The 15,884-nt window shown below is 69.2% G+C and carries 10 protein-coding genes; 6 read left to right on the forward strand and 4 right to left on the reverse strand.

Annotated elements, in window-relative coordinates; translation table 11 throughout:
* Nucleotides 1-87 precede the first annotated feature (87 nt).
* The gene (locus ACFC09_RS22110) at nucleotides 88-1,647 is read right to left on the reverse strand and encodes a recombinase family protein (protein WP_376530931.1); all 1,560 of its coding nucleotides are present in this window, start codon (nucleotides 1,645-1,647) and stop codon (nucleotides 88-90) included.
* Between the two features lie 73 nt (nucleotides 1,648-1,720).
* Between ACFC09_RS22110 and ACFC09_RS22115 the strand changes: the two genes are divergently transcribed.
* A complete protein-coding gene (locus ACFC09_RS22115) occupies nucleotides 1,721-1,867 on the forward strand; it encodes a hypothetical protein (RefSeq protein WP_376531156.1) in 147 nt (48 codons plus the stop codon).
* A gap of 222 nt (nucleotides 1,868-2,089) precedes the next feature.
* Here ACFC09_RS22115 and ACFC09_RS22120 read toward each other — a convergent pair whose 3' ends face one another.
* From ACFC09_RS22120 to ACFC09_RS22130, 3 genes are all read right to left on the reverse strand, one after another.
* Nucleotides 2,090-2,959, reverse strand: coding sequence for a hypothetical protein (locus ACFC09_RS22120; RefSeq protein WP_376530932.1), 870 nt, complete (start codon nucleotides 2,957-2,959; stop codon nucleotides 2,090-2,092).
* 180 nt (nucleotides 2,960-3,139) lie between these two features.
* On the reverse strand, nucleotides 3,140-4,216 hold the full coding sequence (locus ACFC09_RS22125) for a metallophosphoesterase (protein WP_376530934.1): 1,077 nt from the start codon (nucleotides 4,214-4,216) through the stop codon (nucleotides 3,140-3,142).
* A 370-nt stretch (nucleotides 4,217-4,586) separates the two neighbouring features.
* A complete protein-coding gene (locus ACFC09_RS22130) occupies nucleotides 4,587-5,699 on the reverse strand; it encodes a LacI family DNA-binding transcriptional regulator (protein ID WP_376530936.1) in 1,113 nt (370 codons plus the stop codon).
* A 437-nt stretch (nucleotides 5,700-6,136) separates the two neighbouring features.
* Between ACFC09_RS22130 and hisC the strand changes: the two genes are divergently transcribed.
* From hisC to ACFC09_RS22155, 5 genes are all read left to right on the forward strand, one after another.
* Entirely contained in the window at nucleotides 6,137-7,216 is a 1,080-nt protein-coding gene (gene hisC, locus ACFC09_RS22135; protein ID WP_376530938.1) for a histidinol-phosphate transaminase, read from the forward strand.
* Between the two features lie 319 nt (nucleotides 7,217-7,535).
* On the forward strand, nucleotides 7,536-9,044 hold the full coding sequence (locus ACFC09_RS22140) for a cytochrome ubiquinol oxidase subunit I (RefSeq protein ID WP_376530942.1): 1,509 nt from the start codon (nucleotides 7,536-7,538) through the stop codon (nucleotides 9,042-9,044).
* Between the two features lie 18 nt (nucleotides 9,045-9,062).
* The gene (gene cydB, locus ACFC09_RS22145) at nucleotides 9,063-10,070 is read left to right on the forward strand and encodes a cytochrome d ubiquinol oxidase subunit II (RefSeq protein WP_376530944.1); all 1,008 of its coding nucleotides are present in this window, start codon (nucleotides 9,063-9,065) and stop codon (nucleotides 10,068-10,070) included.
* 70 nt (nucleotides 10,071-10,140) lie between these two features.
* Nucleotides 10,141-13,791 (forward strand): thiol reductant ABC exporter subunit CydD, encoded by a 3,651-nt coding sequence (gene cydD / locus ACFC09_RS22150; RefSeq protein ID WP_376530947.1) that lies wholly within the window; start codon nucleotides 10,141-10,143, stop codon nucleotides 13,789-13,791.
* 61 nt (nucleotides 13,792-13,852) lie between these two features.
* Nucleotides 13,853-15,547, forward strand: coding sequence for a GAF domain-containing sensor histidine kinase (locus ACFC09_RS22155; protein ID WP_376530949.1), 1,695 nt, complete (start codon nucleotides 13,853-13,855; stop codon nucleotides 15,545-15,547).
* Nucleotides 15,548-15,884 lie beyond the last annotated feature (337 nt).

Below are 15,884 nucleotides of genomic sequence, written 5' to 3' on the forward strand. Positions count from 1 at the left end.
GCGCGTGGATTGAGAAACACCTACGTGACTCACCCCCACTCTCCGACGATCAATTACGGAGGGTGGGGGAGATCTTGGGGATCCGGCTTACTCGGAGGTCCGCCACACAGGCTTGAGTAGGTCCGGGTTAAACGGCTTCCTTCCCCTGCCACTCGGGATGGCAATCACGACCGTGAGTACTTTCTTGATGGCCTCGCGTTTCTGCGTGAGAGTCTTCGTCGACCACGCCTTTGCAATATCTTCCTCCGCTGCCTCGGCCTTTGCCTTCAGTGCCTCGTGTTTTGCCTGCTCGGCGCGCAGCTCCTTGATCCGGCGCTCAAGGACGGGGAGATTGCGGAAGAACATCTCATCGTCGACGTCCGCGTCCTCGTCGTCGTGCCATCGTCGTTCCAGCTCGTTCCGGCTCTTGACGGCACGCTCCAGCGCATCGGCTTTGTCCCAGTCCGAAACTCCCTGGGAGTAGGTTGCTGCTTCCTGCTCCAGCTTCGCGATGACAAGTTTTTCGATGAGTTCATCCGTCTTGTCCGCACGCTTATAGTTGCTGTTGCAGCCTCCAAGAGTCTTCCGGCACATGTAGGTGGAATCGTATGAGAGGTCTTTCCTGGCTCGCATTCCGATCATCTTGCCGTTGCACGTGGTGCCGTCATCCAGTGTGTTGCCACAACGCAGGATGCCAGTCAGGAGGTACTTGTGAACCATCTTGCCGTGCGGGATACCAGCTCCTTTGTTCTCTCGGAACTTGCCGGAAATGGCAAACCACTCCTTCGGGGTGATGATCGCTTGCCAATTTCCGACAATCGGCTGGTCATCCCCGTCTCGTACCAACTCCCCCTTGATCTCGCGATAACCGCAGAGCCTCGGGTTCGTCAGTAGCGACTTGACCGTCTGGTGCTGGAATGCGTTTCCTCGGCTCGTGATGAATCCGGCATCGTTCCATCGGCGGACGATCTCGAAGACCGATGCTCCGGCGATTACGTCGTGAACGGCTTTCCGGATTGCTTCCGCCTCATGCGTTCGTAGAGTGACCTTGTCGTCGTCCCACCCGAACGGCCGCCACGCGGCCACGGACTGGCCCCAGATTGCCCGGCTGCGGTGGCTGTTTCGGCTGCGCCGTTGTTTCTTCCTCGTCTCGCTGAGCGACATGGCGACTCCTACGAGCCCTTTGATCTCGAACCCTTCTGCGTAGAGATCCTGGATGCCGTTCGAGTCGTGGTAGACGCGTCCCTCAAGTGAAGTGAACGCCTTGAGGTACCGTTCCCAGTCGCTTGGGCGCCGGTACAGGCGGTCATCGTTGACGGCCATGACGCCGTGAACCGGGTACCCCTCCGGCGTCGTTCCGGCTGCAAGATCGGTGAGCAGTTGCTCGAAGTCGTCACGAACAACACCTTCCTTGCTGGCGCTCTTGTCGTTGTCCGTGTAGCGGTAGACGACCAGCCAACCGAGCCTGCGCGCGCTCTCGGTCATGTCGCGATGCTGATCCTCGATGCCGTGCGCGTCCTTCACCCGGCCGTCGAACGAGATCCGCGCGTAGCACACGACGCACCTGAGCTTGGGGTCGGCGGCCACCATCGCGCGCACCTCTTCGACGGGTGGCAGCTCCTCGGGCACGCCTCGCAGCTTGCTGATGACCTCTTCACGCCTGTCCACGGTGTCCCCCTCCATCCAACGGGCTGGTCGGACGACCGTAGCGCATGTAGTCACTTTGTTAATGCTCTACTCGATGAAGATCAGCCACACGATCACGGAACGCTTCGGCGGTGATTCGGCCGACGGGGCCTCTCCCGAGGAGATCGCCGAGGGGATGCTCCAGAAATCGAAGGAGTTCGCGGCGAGCGGCAACCGGGTGTATCTGCCGATCGCCGACTGACACACCTCGGTACGGAGTTCACCGCCGCCCGCGGAGGAAACCGGACCTCGGGACGGGAGACCGCCGCGAGCCGGTGTCCGCGCGAGCCACCCGCCGTGGGACGCCGTCCCGGCCGCTGGAAATGTGGCCGGAAAGCTATGTCCTGGGCGTCGGAGTGTCCCGGTGATCGAGTGGTGCCACCGGGGTGCCCGGCTTGCGCCCCCGCGGGGGCGCAAGCCGGACTCACTCCGGCTGGTGGTCCGGGCCGCCGAAGTCCGGGCTTGAGTAGTCCGGGCTGCTGAAGCTCGGGCGCGAGCCCGGTGCGGAGGTGTCCTCGGGGCTGCTGAAGCCCGGCCGGCCGTAGCCGAGGCGGGGCATGCGGCCGGTCGGTGTCGGCGGGGACGTACGGCGGGCCGCCACAGCGCCGGGTTCCGCCAGCGAGTCCCGCAGGAAGGGCAGGATGCCCCGTTCCAGCAGGGCTTCCTGCCAGGCTTCCCTGGCCCGGAGGACTTCGGTGTTCGCCGCGGTGTACGTTGCGGTCTCTCGCGAGGGGTGGTTGCGCAACGCGGTGAGCAACAGCCCGACGGCGGCCACGAGGATCGCGGCCGCGGCCACCGCGCCGAACATCCATCCCGCAGTGAGCATGGTCTGGGCGAACGCCGGCTCAGGTGTGAGCATCTTCAGGATGTAGCCGACGAGCAGGAATATCGCCGCGGCGGTTCCGGCGAGAACGGGCGCCAGGACCGCGACGACGGCCACGGCGCCCGCGCCGGTGGTCTCGGCGGCCTCGCCGAGGGTGGTGGCGAGCCCTATCGCGCCCGAGCTCGGATCCGTGGGAGCGGACGCGCGGGTGGACGACGACGGGGTGGACTGCACCGGTTGGCGCAGTTCCTCGCGGACCTTCACGTAGTGCTGGTACTCGGTCGCCGCGGACGCCGTGATGAGTGCGGTGGCGTTCAGCGCCATCGTGCGCAGCTGTTCGAGGTTCAGCCGCTGACCGACAGCGGCCAGGTCAGGACGGTGTGGTGCGGAGCGCAGCGCCTCATCGAGGATCCGCTCGTAATCCTGGCGGTCCTCGCTCAGCAGGTGCTGCGGAACGCTGTTCATGTGCATCCCCCGATGCTCCGTAGGGCTTGGGGCTCGCACGCCGGCGAGCCGTCGGGCAGAAACGGAGGGGAGCCTGCTACGGATAAGCCGATGGTAGAGCCGTGACGGTACGCGGTGACAGGGGTTGCCGGAAATTGGTGTCCGGCCTGCGCGGACGTCGTGGCGAGGCGTCTGCCCCGCGGATGCTCAGCTATCCAGGGGAAGTTGCCGGACCAGCAGCTTTCCGGCCATGGTCACTCCGCCGTCCATCGCGATGGCGAGTCCGTCGGCGTAGACGTGCGGACCCTCGACCACGGGCCCGGCGTCTTCCTCGCCGTCCTCGGACCCGACTTCCCCGAGCAGGTAGGGGATCGGGCTGTGACCGTGCACGATCCGGGTGCCGCCGTACGTGTCGAGCAGGGAGCGCACGGAGTCGGCGCCGCCCTCGTCGCGGAAGGAGAAGCGCTTGGTGAACTTCCGGAACAGATCCCAGCATTCGTCCGCGTCATTGCGAGTGAGCGTCTCGCGGACGGTGTCGTTGACGGCCTCGATCGAGTCGCCGTAGTCGAGGTAGGCGGTGGTGTCGGAGTGCACGAGCAGATAGCCGTCGACCGCCTCGATGGCGTCGAGGCGGGCCATCCACTGCAGATGGTGGTCCTGGAGCCGGTCCATGTCGGTCTTCTGGCCGCCGTTGAGCAGCCAGGCGGCCTGGAAGGTGGCGGTGCCCGCGCCGGAGTTGACCGGGGTGTCGCCGAACCGCTTGGCGCCCAGCAGGAGCAGTTCGTGGTTGCCCATGAGGGCCTTGCAGTAGCCGCCGGCCGCGGCTGCCTCGGCGGACAGCCGCATCACGAGGTCGATGACGCCGATGCCGTCGGGACCGCGGTCGGTGAAGTCGCCGAGGAACCACAGACGTGTGTTGCCCGCGCACCAGTTGCCCGCGTCGTCGATCAGGCCCTGCTGCTGGAGGGCCGCCACCAGTTCGTCGAAATAGCCGTGCACATCGCCGACGACGTACAGCGGACCGGGGCCGGCCGGGGGCTGTGCGGCCGGGGCGGGCGCCGGTTCCACCGGCATCTGGAGCGTGTCGCCGCGGTCGATGACGGGCAGGTCGCGCTCGGTGGGCGTGTACCCCTCCGGGTAGCCCTCCTCGGTGGACGCAGCAGCGCCGCCGGGGTCGGTGCTGTGGACGTACGGACCGGCCTCGTTGACGTACGCGGGCACCCGGAAGTCGCGCAACGTCTCCGCCCGCTCCACTTCGGGTCCCCGACCGGCCCCCTGAGTCATCCGACCCCTCCACCATCACGCCGCGTCTGCACCGCGTCGGACTGCCTGGTCGCAGCGGTCGCGGTGTCGTGGGCCCATCATAGGAATGCGGATCGCGCCATGTGATGACCCAGGGGTGGTGAATCGGAGCAGGACTCCCGTTCGTCGTGGCTTTCGCCCCGATTGGTCCCTGCTGTCACCGCCCGGTCCGGGGCGCGTTTCGCCGTCCGCCCTGCCGTCCGGCGCGCCCGCGGACAACGTTTGCCCGGCGCGGAACGGCGTCATGGGCGGTGCCCCCGTTCGAGCGAAGCCGGGAACTCGGGAAGCGACCGGCCGCGATGGCGCCACGGACGAACGACGACGCATCACGGCCGGCCGGCCGGCGCGGCGCTCAGCTCTCTTCCGGCACCCGCGGGGGGCTGACCGTCGTGCGCGGCGGACGCCGCTGGGACGAGGTGCGCACGATCAGTTCGGTCGGTATCACCTGCTCGACCGGTTGCTCCGACTCGACTCCTTCGATGGCGTCGATGAGGAGCTGGACCACGGCCGTGCCGATGCGGCGTGGCTTCAGGGAGAGCGTGGTGACGGGCGGCTCGGTGTTCGCGTACACCATGGATTCGCTGCAGCACACCAGGAGCAGGTCGTCGGGGACGCGCAGACCGTAGCGGCGGGCGGCGGCGAGCAGGTCTGTGCCGTTGGGGTCGAACAGCCCGTAGACGGCGTCGGGGCGGTCCGGGCGGGCCAGCAGCCGGTCCGCGGCGACCGCGCCCGCGCACGGGTCGTGTGCCGGGTACGCCTCGTACACCGGGTCCTGGCCGACGCGTTCGCACCAGTGCAGGTAGGCGGTGGTCGACAGATGGGTGTAGGTGTCCGTCGTCGTCCCGGTGAGCAGGCCGATGCGGCGGGCGCCGGCGTCGGCGAGGTGGTCGAGGATCCCGAGGACGGCGGCCTCGTGATCGTTGTCGACCCAGGCGGTGACCGGGATCGGACCCGCCGGGCGGCCGTCGGAGACGACCGGTAAGCCCTGCCGGACCAGCTCGCTGACCACCGGGTCCTGGTCGGACGGGTCGATGACGACGGTGCCGTCCAGGGCGACGTTGGACCACACGTCGTGGCGCGAGGTCGCGGGCAGGATCACCAGCGCGTAGCCCCGGGCGAGCGCGGCGGAGGTGGCGGCCCGGGCCATCTCGGCGAAGTAGGCGAACTCGGTGAAGGTGAAAGGTTCATCCCCGTACGTCGTCACGGTCAGACCGATCAGACCGGACTTGCCCGTGCGGAGCGTGCGCGCCGCGGCCGACGGGCGGTAGCCCAACCGGTCCGCGACCTCGCGGACATGGCGGCGGGTGGCGTCCGGGAGCCTGCCCTTGCCGTTCAGGGCATCGGAGACGGTCGTGATGGAGACTCCGGCGGCGGCGGCCACGTCCCTGATGCCCGCCCGACCCGGCCGGCTGCCTCGACGTGAGGTTTCCGCGCGGCTCACCTGGTGCTTCCCTGCTGCTGTCATGGCGAGCCGATAGTAGGGCTCATGCGGTGGGGTAGTGCGGACGCATATGCATGCGTTGACAGGCACGTTTCTGCAAGGTCATTTAGGGGTAACTTCCTTCGAATGAAAGGAAGTTGACCGCTCCTATGGCAAGACGTGACTTGTCGGCGCGCATGGGCCTGCCAAGTGCCCGATGTCTCGAAGAGGTCTCAACTCACCTGCATGAGGGATGCGCGCCAGGGCGCAAGCCACCGGCGCGTAGATATATGTGAGACGCGCCCCCCGTTTCGTGCGCCTTCCTGCCGTGATGCCCGTGATGCCAGTGGGGTTCGTGGGGTTTCTCCCCTCAACGCTTCTCGCCCGCTCGCACCTGTACGCAGGAAGGCCGAATCCTCATAAGGTAAGGAGTATTGGATGCCGGCGCTGACGAGCGGCCGGTGGTCGCGAGGAGGACTGTGGTGAGCGAGACGAGCCCCAAGTTGCGCGCCGAGCTGGACGGTATCCCCACCTACAAGCCGGGCAGGCCCGCGGCGCAGGGCGGCCCGGCCGCCTACAAGCTCTCCTCGAACGAGAACCCGTATCCCCCGCTGCCCGGCGTGATGGAATCCGTGACCGCGGCCGCCTCGTCCTTCAACCGCTACCCGGACATGGCGTGCACCGGGCTGATGAACGAGCTGTCGGAGCGCTTCGCCGTTCCGCTCAGCCATCTGGCCACCGGTACGGGTTCCGTAGGCGTGGCCCAGCAACTGCTGCAGGTCACCAGCGGACCCGGCGACGAGGTCATCTACGCCTGGCGGTCCTTTGAGGCGTACCCGATCGTCACGCAGGTCAGTGGTGCCCGGTCGGTACAGGTGCCGCTCACCCCGGGCGAGGTGCACGACTTGGACGCGATGGCCGACGCGATCACCGACCGGACGCGCCTGATCTTCGTGTGCAACCCGAACAACCCGACGGGCACGGTCGTCCGGCGGGCGGAGCTGGAGCGGTTCCTCGACCGGGTGCCCGGTGACGTCCTGGTGGTGCTGGACGAGGCGTACCGGGAGTTCATCCGTGACCCCGAGGTACCGGACGGGATCGAGCTGTACCGCGACCGGCCGAACATCTGTGTCCTGCGGACCTTCTCGAAGGCGTACGGCCTCGCAGGGCTGCGGGTCGGCTTCGCTGTCGCCCATGAGCCGGTGGCCGAGGCGCTGCGCAAGACGGCGGTGCCGTTCGGGGTGAGCCAGCTCGCTCAGGAGGCGGCCATCGCCTCGCTGCGTGCCGAGGACGAGCTGCTCGGCCGGGTCGGCTCGCTGGTGTGTGAGCGGACGCGGGTGGTCGATGCCCTGCGCGCCCAGGGTTGGACCGTCGCCGAGACGCAGTCCAACTTCGTGTGGCTGCGGCTGGGGGAGCGCACGAGCGCCTTCGCGACGACCTGTGAGGAGCACGGAGTCGTGGTCCGGCCGTTTCCCGGTGAGGGTGTGCGGGTGACGATCGGGGAGAACGAGGGGAACGACATCTTCCTGAAGGTGGCGGAGGAGTTCCACAAGGGGCTGTAGGGCTCCGCTTCCTCGGGCGTGACGCCCGCCGATGTGCCCGTTTCACGTGAAACGGGCACATCCGTATCGAAGGTGACCCATCCGCCTCGGGTAGGAACCCGGGGCGGATGTCGTATGTGGGGCCTCCGGTCCGTGGTTGTCCGGATCCGGGCGGTCCGAGTTGAAGCACCCCCCCCCGGGTGGCAGGTGTCGAACGGCCATGCGTCATACTTGCTTGTGAATGTGAACGCGTTCACAAGCACGTCCCGGTTGCCCAATGATGTGTGTGACAAAAGGGGCAAAACGCCGCTGTACCACGGCGATGTAAGGAGTTGACGACGTGGAAATGGCTTTGGCGCCGGAGACACTGGCGCGTTGGCAGTTCGGCATCACCACCGTCTACCACTTCCTCTTCGTTCCCTTGACGATCTCTCTGGCCGCCCTCACGGCCGGGCTGCAGACCGCCTGGGTGCGCACGGAGAACGAGAAGTACCTCAGAGCGACGAAGTTCTGGGGGAAGCTCTTTCTGATCAACATCGCGATGGGGGTCGTCACCGGCATCGTGCAGGAGTTCCAGTTCGGCATGAACTGGTCGGACTACTCGCGGTTCGTCGGCGACGTCTTCGGTGCCCCGCTCGCCTTCGAAGCACTCATCGCGTTCTTCTTCGAGTCCACCTTCATCGGTCTGTGGATCTTCGGCTGGGACAGACTGCCCAAGAAGATCCACCTGGCCTGCATCTGGATGGTCTCGATAGGAACGATCCTGTCGGCGTACTTCATCCTCGCCGCCAACTCGTGGATGCAGCACCCCGTCGGCTACAAGATCGACAAGGTGAAGGGGCGCGCCGAACTCACCGACTTCTGGGCGATGCTCACCCAGAACACCGCACTCACCCAGGCATTCCACACGCTGACGGCGTCCTTCCTGACCGGCGGCGCCTTCATGGTCGGCATCGCCGCCTTCCACCTGGCCCGCAAGAGGCACATCCGTGTGATGAAGACCTCGCTGCGCCTCGGCCTCGTCACCGTCGTCGTCGCCGGTCTGCTCACCGCGGTGAGCGGCGACACCCTCGGCAAGGTCATGTTCAAGCAGCAGCCGATGAAGATGGCCGCCGCCGAGGCCCTGTGGGACGGCCAGAACTCCGCGCCGTTCTCCGTGTTCGCATACGGCGATGTCAGCAAGGGGCACAACAGCGTAGAACTGTCGGTCCCGGGGGTGCTGTCCTTCCTCGCCGACGACGACTTCGGCTCGTACATCCCCGGCATCAACGACACCAACAAGGCCGAGCAGGCCAAGTACGGTCCGGGCGACTACCGGCCCATCATCCCCGTCACCTTCTGGGCCTTCCGCTGGATGATCGGCTTCGGTATGGCGTCCTTCGCCATCGGGCTGGTCGGTCTCTGGCTGACCCGCAAGAAGTTCATGCTGCCGCAGCAGCTGCGGGTGGCCGAGGACGAGGTGCCGCACCTGGTGCTGTTCAAGAACAAGGCACTCGGCCCGAAGCTCACGCCCTGGTACTGGCGCATCGCGATCTGGACCCTGGGCTTCCCGCTGATCGCCAACTCGTGGGGCTGGATCTTCACCGAGATGGGCCGTCAGCCGTGGGTCGTCTACGGCGTTCTGCAGACTCGGCACGCGGTCTCCCCCGAGGTTTCGCAGGGCGAAGTCCTCACCTCGATGATCGCCTTCGCCGCGCTCTACGCCATCCTCGCCGTCATCGAGGTCAAGCTGCTGGTGAAGTACGTCAAGGCTGGCCCGCCCGAACTGACCGAGGCCGACCTCAACCCGCCCACGAAGATCGGCGGCGACTCCCGTGACGCCGACAAGCCGATGGCCTTCTCGTACTAGGCCGGGGGAGCTGCAGTCATGGAACTTCACGATGTCTGGTTCGTTCTGATCGCCGTCCTGTGGATCGGCTACTTCTTCCTGGAGGGCTTCGACTTCGGAGTCGGCGTCCTCACCAAACTGCTGGCCCGTGACCGTGCCGAACGGCGGGTGCTGATCAACACGATCGGCCCGGTCTGGGACGGCAACGAGGTGTGGCTGATCACCGCAGGTGCCGCGACCTTCGCTGCCTTCCCGGAGTGGTACGCCACACTGTTCTCCGGCTTCTACCTGCCGCTGCTGGTGATCCTGCTGTGCCTGATCGTCCGGGGTGTCGCCTTCGAGTACCGGGTGAAGCGTCCCGAGGAGCGCTGGCAGCGCAACTGGGAGCGGGCGATCTTCTGGGCCTCGCTGATTCCGGCCTTCCTGTGGGGCGTCGCCTTCGCCAACATCGTGCGCGGTGTGAAGATCAACCAGCACTTCGACTACGTCGGCGGCCTCGGTGACCTCCTCAATCCCTATGCACTGCTCGGCGGTCTGGTCACACTGACGCTGTTCACCTTCCACGGTGCGGTGTTCGTCGCGCTCAAGACCGTCGGAGACATCCGGGTGCGGTCCCGGAAGCTCGGGCTGTGGGTCGGTCTCGTGACGGCGGTGCTGGCTTTCGTCTTCCTGCTGTGGACACAGGTCGACAGCGGTAACGACAGGAGCCTGGTGGCCATGGTCGTGGCGGTGGTCGCGCTGGTGGCCGCACTCGTGGCGAACCGGGCGGGCCGAGAAGGCTGGTCGTTCGCGTTCTCCGGCGTCACTGTCGTGGCGGCTGTGTCGATGTTCTTCCTGTCGCTCTTTCCGGACGTCATGCCGTCCTCGCTCAACGCGGACTGGAACCTCACGGTCGCCAACGCCTCGTCGAGTCCGTACACCCTGAAGATCATGACCTGGTGCGCGGTGATCGCTCTGCCGATCGTGCTGCTCTACCAGGGCTGGACGTACTGGGTGTTCCGCAAGCGGATCGGGACGCAGCACATCGCTCCCGAAGCCGGTCACTGAGTCTGTCGGGAGGGGTCTTCACGATGTTTCACGTGAAACACCCCTCCACGGACCGAAGGGCATGTTTCACGTGAAACCGATCGATCCGCGTCTCCTTCACTACGCCCGTGCAACCCGCCTCTTCCTGGCCGCGGTCGTCGGCCTCGGAGCGCTCGGAGCCGGCCTGCTCATCGCCCAGGCCATGCTCATCGCCGAGGTGGTCGTCGGTGCTTTCCAGCACCACCTGTCGGTCGGTGAACTGCGCACTCCCCTACTGCTGTTGGCCGCTGTCGCGGTCGGTCGTGCGGTCGTCTCCTGGCTCACCGAACTCGCCGCACACCGTGCGAGCGCCTCGGTGAAGTCGGAGCTGCGCCGACGGCTCCTGGAACGGGCGGCGGCGCTCGGTCCGGGCTGGCTGAGCGGACAGCGGACGGGATCGCTGGTCACCCTCGCCACCCGTGGAGTCGATGCCCTCGACGACTACTTCTCGCGCTATCTGCCGCAGCTGGGGCTCGCCGTGGTCGTGCCGGTCGCCGTGCTCGCGCGGATCGTCACCGAGGACTGGGTGTCGGCGGCGATCATCGTCGGTACCCTGCCGCTCATCCCGGTCTTCATGGTGCTGATCGGCTGGGCCACCCAGTCCCGGACGGACCGGCAGTGGCGGCTGCTGTCCCGGCTGTCCGGCCACTTCCTGGACGTGGTCGCGGGTCTGCCGACCCTGAAGGTCTTCGGGCGGGCCAAGGCGCAGGCCGAGTCCATCCGGCGGATCACCGGCGAGTACCGGCAGGCGACGATGCGCACCCTGCGGATCGCGTTCATCTCCTCCTTCGCGCTGGAACTGCTGGCGACCCTGTCCGTCGCGCTGGTCGCCGTGACGATCGGCATGCGGCTCGTCCAAGGCGACATGGAGCTGTACACCGGACTGGTCATCCTCGTCCTGGCTCCGGAGGCATATCTGCCGCTACGTCAGGTGGGCGCGCAGTTCCATGCGGCGGCGGAGGGGCTGGCGGCGGCGGAAGAGATCTTCGCCGTGCTGGAAACCCCCCTTCCGGAGGCCGGGAAGGGCGCGGTGCCCTCGGGCGCGCTGACCTTCGAAGGGGTCACCGTCCGCTATCCCGGGCGGTCCGCGGACGCCGTGACGGATGTGTCCTGCACCGTCGAACCCGGCGAGACCGTTGCCCTCGTCGGACCGAGCGGTGCGGGCAAGTCGACGCTGCTGAACGTGGTGCTGGGCTTCGTACGGCCCGTCGGAGGCCGGGTGCGCATCGGGGGAGCCGACCTCGCGGACATCGATCCGGAGCAGTGGCGGGCACGAATCGCCTGGGTGCCGCAGCGGCCGCACCTGTATGCGGGGACGATCGCGGAGAACGTGCGGCTGGCCCGTCCGGACGCGGACGACGAGGCCGTGCGCCGTGCGCTGCGTGACGCGGGCGCGCTGGAGTTCGTGGATGCCTTGCCCGACGGCGCGGCGACCGCGCTCGGCGAGGATGGGGCCGGGCTGTCCGCCGGTCAGCGGCAGCGGCTGGCGTTGGCCAGGGCCTTCCTGGCGGACCGCCCCGTGCTGCTGCTGGACGAGCCGACGGCCGCGCTGGACGGGGCGACCGAAGCCGAGGTCGTGGCGGCGGTACGGCGGCTGGCCGTGGGGCGCACGGTCCTGCTCGTCGTACACCGGCCCGCGCTGCTGGGGGTGGCGGACCGGGTGGTGCGGCTGGAGGGGAGCGCGTCTGTCCGCCCGTCGACGGAGACCGCGGCCACCCGCCGGCCTGCGTCCGAGGCCGTATCCATGCCGACCTTTCCGGTGGAGGCTGCGTCCGAGGCCGTATCCATGCCGACCTTTCCGGTGGAGGCTGCGTCCGTGTCCTCGCCCGTAGTGGCGGAACACGGCCCGTCCGTGGATGCCCGGGACACCGTCCGGACGTCGGCCCCGGACGCCACCCGGACGTCCGCCCCTGCTCTCGCCCTCGACGGCGGCGACCGGTCCCGTGTCCCTGTATCCGGTGTCCTCGCCCGGGTCCGGGCCATGGCCGGCCTCCGCCGCGGCCGCCTCGCGCTGGCGCTGCTGCTGGGCAGCCTGGCTCTCGGCAGTTCCGTCGGGCTGATGGCCACCTCCGGATGGCTGATCTCACGCGCCTCCCAGCAGCCGCCGGTGCTGTATCTGATGGTGGCCGTGACGGCGACGCGGACCTTCGGTATCGGGCGGGCCGTGTTCCGGTACACGGAGCGGCTGGTCGCACACGACGCGGTCCTGCGGATGCTGGCCGACACGAGGGTCACGGTGTACCGGCGGCTGGAACGGCTGGCCCCCGCCGGGCTCCGTACCGCCCGCCGGGGCGACCTGCTGTCCCGGCTGGTCTCCGACGTGGACGCACTCCAGGACTACTGGCTGCGCTGGCTGCTGCCCGCCGGGGTCGCGCTCACCGTCTCCGCCGGGTCCGTGGCGTTCACGGCGTGGCTGCTGCCCGAGGCCGGGGCCGCGCTCGCGGTGGGCCTGCTCGCGGCCGGCGTCGGCGTACCGCTGCTGACCGGCACGGTGGCCCGGCACGCCGAGCGGCGACTGGCGCCCGCCCGAGGGCTGCTCGCCACCCGCGTGACCGACCTGCTCACCGGCACCGCCGAACTGACCGTCGCCGGTGCGCTGCCCGCCCGTACCGGCCAGGCGCGGCAGGCCGACGGCACACTCACCCGGATCGCCTCGCGCGCCGCCGCCACCACCGCACTCGGCGACGGCCTCACCGCGCTGATCTCCGGCCTGACCGTGGCGGCGACCGCGCTGCTGGGCGCCCAGGCGGTCGCCGCGGGACGGCTCGACGGCGTGGCCATGGCCGTGGTCGTCCTCACACCGCTGGCCGCCTTCGAGGCCGTGCTCGGACTGCCGCTCGCCGTGCGCCACCGCCAGCGGGTGCGGCGCAGCGCCGAGCGCGTGCACGAAATCCTGGACGCGGCGGAGCCCGTACGGGAGCCGCAGCGGCCCCGGCAAGCACCCGTCTCCCCGTTCCCGCTCGTCGTGAAGGGACTCACCGCCCGGCACCCGGGACAGCGGCGGGACGCGCTCACCGGGCTCGACCTGACGCTGGAACAGGGGCGCAGGGTGGCCGTGGTGGGCCCGTCCGGGGCCGGTAAGACGACCCTCGGCCAGGTCCTGCTGAGGTTCGTCGATCCGGTCGCGGGCTCCTACACGCTGGCCGGCGTGGACGCCTGCGCTGTCGACGGCGACGACGTACGGCGCCTGGTCGGGCTGTGCGCCCAGGACGCGCACCTCTTCGACAGCTCCGTACGGGAGAACCTGCTGCTCGCACGGAGGGATGCCGGTGACGCCGAACTGCGGGACGCACTCGCTCGGGCCCGGCTGCTCGACTGGGCGGACGCTCTGCCCGACGGGCTGGACACCCTCGTCGGTGAGCACGGGGCGCGGCTGTCGGGCGGGCAGCGGCAGCGGCTGGCGCTCGCCCGTGCGCTGCTGGCCGACTTCCCGGTCCTCGTGCTCGACGAGCCCGCCGAGCACCTGGACCTGCCCACGGCCGACGCGCTCACAACAGATCTGCTGGCCGCCACCGAGGGCCGTACCACGCTGCTGATCACGCACCGGCTGGCCGGACTCGACGCCGTGGACGAGGTGATCGTGCTGGACGAGGGCGGCGTGGTGCAGCGCGGTACGTACGCGGAACTGGCCGCGGCGGACGGGCCGCTGCGGACGATGGCGGAGCGGGAGGCAGCAGCGGAACTGCTGGTCGCGGCAGCGTAACCAGGTGTCCCCGCCGGGCTTCGATTTTCCCTGGCAAACGGGACTATCTACGCTCTGCTCCATGTCCGTCGTACCGCCCTTTGACGCCGGGGCGCATCCCCCGCGCCCCTCGCCCGAGCCGTTACCGGCCGTGCCTCCGCAGCCGAAGCGTGTCCGGTGCGCGGACAGCGGCGGCCTCGAACTGCACTCCACGCTCGACCGGATCTGCCGGACGGCCGCCGATCTGGCCGACGCCCGGTACGCGGCGATCGGAATCGTCGCCGAGGACGGCAAGGGGCTCGCCGACTTCGTCCACCACGGCGTCGACGAGACCGTCGCCCGGCGCATCGGCCGGTTTCCGGACGGGCACCGCGGGCTGTTCGGCGCGCTCGTCCACGACCCGGTCCCGGTACGCATCGGGGATCTGACCGCGGACCCGCGCTCCTGCGGCTTTCCGCCGCACCATCCGCCGATGACCGGCTTCGTCGGCGCCCCAATCCGGGCGCAGGGGGAGATCTTCGGCAGCCTCTGCGTGACCGAGAAACGCGGCGGCGGGTCGTTCGACGACGACGATCTGACCATCGTCCGGGTGCTGGCCGGGGAAGCCGGCATCGCCATCGGCAACGTCCGGCTGTACGAGGCCGCCAGGCAGCGGGAGCGCTGGATCGACGGGGCGGTGGCCGTCACCACCGCCCTGCTGTCCGGCAAAGACCCGCACGACGCCCTTCAGGTCGTCGCGGAGCAGGCACGCAGGCTCTCCGGTTCGGCGGCCGGGACCGTGCTGCTGCCCGCCGCCGACGGCGGCCTGGAGACCGTCGCCGTCGCCTCGGACCGGTCCTCGAACCTGCTGGGCGCGGTGCTTCCGGCGCGGAGCGCGATCGTCGCCGAACTGCTGGCCGGGCAGCCGGTTTTCATGGACGACGTGGCCGCCGACGGACGCCCCAGCACCGAGTACGCGAGCGGCTACGGGCCGGTCATGATGGTGCCCTTGCAGAGCGACGGCCGCGTTCTCGGCGCTCTGGTCATGCCGCGGGCGCAGGGGGAGCGGCCCTTCACCCGGGCGGAACGCAGCCTCGCGGTGCGGTTCGCCGCGCAGGTCGCGCTGGCACTGATGATGGCCGGGGCCCAGCGCGACCGGGAACGGCTCGCCGTGTTCGAGGAGCGCGACCGGATCGCCCGTGACCTGCACGACCTGGTCATCCAGCGGTTGTTCGCGACGGGGACGATGCTGGCGAGCGCGCAGCGCAGGTCGGTCGTGCCCGAGGTGCGGGAGGGCGTGGGGAAGGCGGTCGACGAACTCGACGTCACGATCCAGGAGATCCGCGCCGCGATCTTCGCGCTCCAGCAGGACCCCGCGGAGGTGCCGGCCGGGATGCGCACCCGGATCCTGCGGGAGATCGACATGGCGGCCGTGCCCCTCGGCTTCACACCGGCGTACCGCTTCGTGGGCGCCGTCGACGCCCTCGTCGGCGACGACACCGGCAGGAACCTGATCGCCGTCCTGCGGGAGGCGCTGTCCAATGCCTTCCGGCACGCCGGGGCGTCCAGGATCGAGGTCGTCGTCGATGTGACCGCGACCCTGCCGACCGGTCGGCCCGGAGTCCGGCTGACCGTCGCGGACGACGGGGTCGGGATCGCCGTCGCCGAGGCGGGGCGGCGCAGCGGGCTGCGCAACCTTGAGCGGCGAGCCGAGTTCCTGGGCGGTGACAGCCGGCTCGGGCCGGGCATCGGGCCGGACGGCGCGGGCACCACGGTGGTGTGGCAGGCACCGTTCTGAGCGGCCGGTGCGCGCGGAACCGACGCGTCGGCCGGCACCGTGGCGAGCCGTCGGCTCGTGCGGTGGGGCCCACGTCGTCGGTCCTGGCCCCGTGGTGAACCGTCGACGCACGTCGCACCTGACCGTCGGTGCACCTGGCACCTGACCGTCGGCGCACCTCGTACCGGCCTGCCCGCTGCACGCCGTGCCCGCCTGCCGGTGCACGTCCGTCGTACCCGGCCGACGGTCGGCCGCCGCACCCGGTCGTCGGTCCGCCGTGTAGGCCGTCCGTGCGTGTCGTACCCGGTCGTCGGTCCGGCCGGTGCTGCGCCATTGGCGGCAACCGGTCCCCCGGCGT

This window comes from Streptomyces sp. NPDC056161 (genome assembly GCF_042268025.1).
Lineage (GTDB): Bacteria > Actinomycetota > Actinomycetes > Streptomycetales > Streptomycetaceae > Streptomyces.

Excerpts from the sequence above, each read along its gene's own strand:
- ACFC09_RS22115 (WP_376531156.1), top strand. The coding sequence starts at position 1,721 with ATGAAGATCAGCCACACGATCACGGAACGCTTCGGCGGTGATTCGGCC.
- ACFC09_RS22120 (WP_376530932.1), bottom strand. The coding sequence starts at position 2,959 with ATGCACATGAACAGCGTTCCGCAGCACCTGCTGAGCGAGGACCGCCAG.
- ACFC09_RS22125 (WP_376530934.1), bottom strand. The coding sequence starts at position 4,216 with ATGACTCAGGGGGCCGGTCGGGGACCCGAAGTGGAGCGGGCGGAGACG.
- ACFC09_RS22130 (WP_376530936.1), bottom strand. The coding sequence starts at position 5,699 with ATGACAGCAGCAGGGAAGCACCAGGTGAGCCGCGCGGAAACCTCACGT.
- cydB (WP_376530944.1), top strand. The coding sequence starts at position 9,063 with ATGGAACTTCACGATGTCTGGTTCGTTCTGATCGCCGTCCTGTGGATC.
- ACFC09_RS22155 (WP_376530949.1), top strand. The coding sequence starts at position 13,853 with ATGTCCGTCGTACCGCCCTTTGACGCCGGGGCGCATCCCCCGCGCCCC.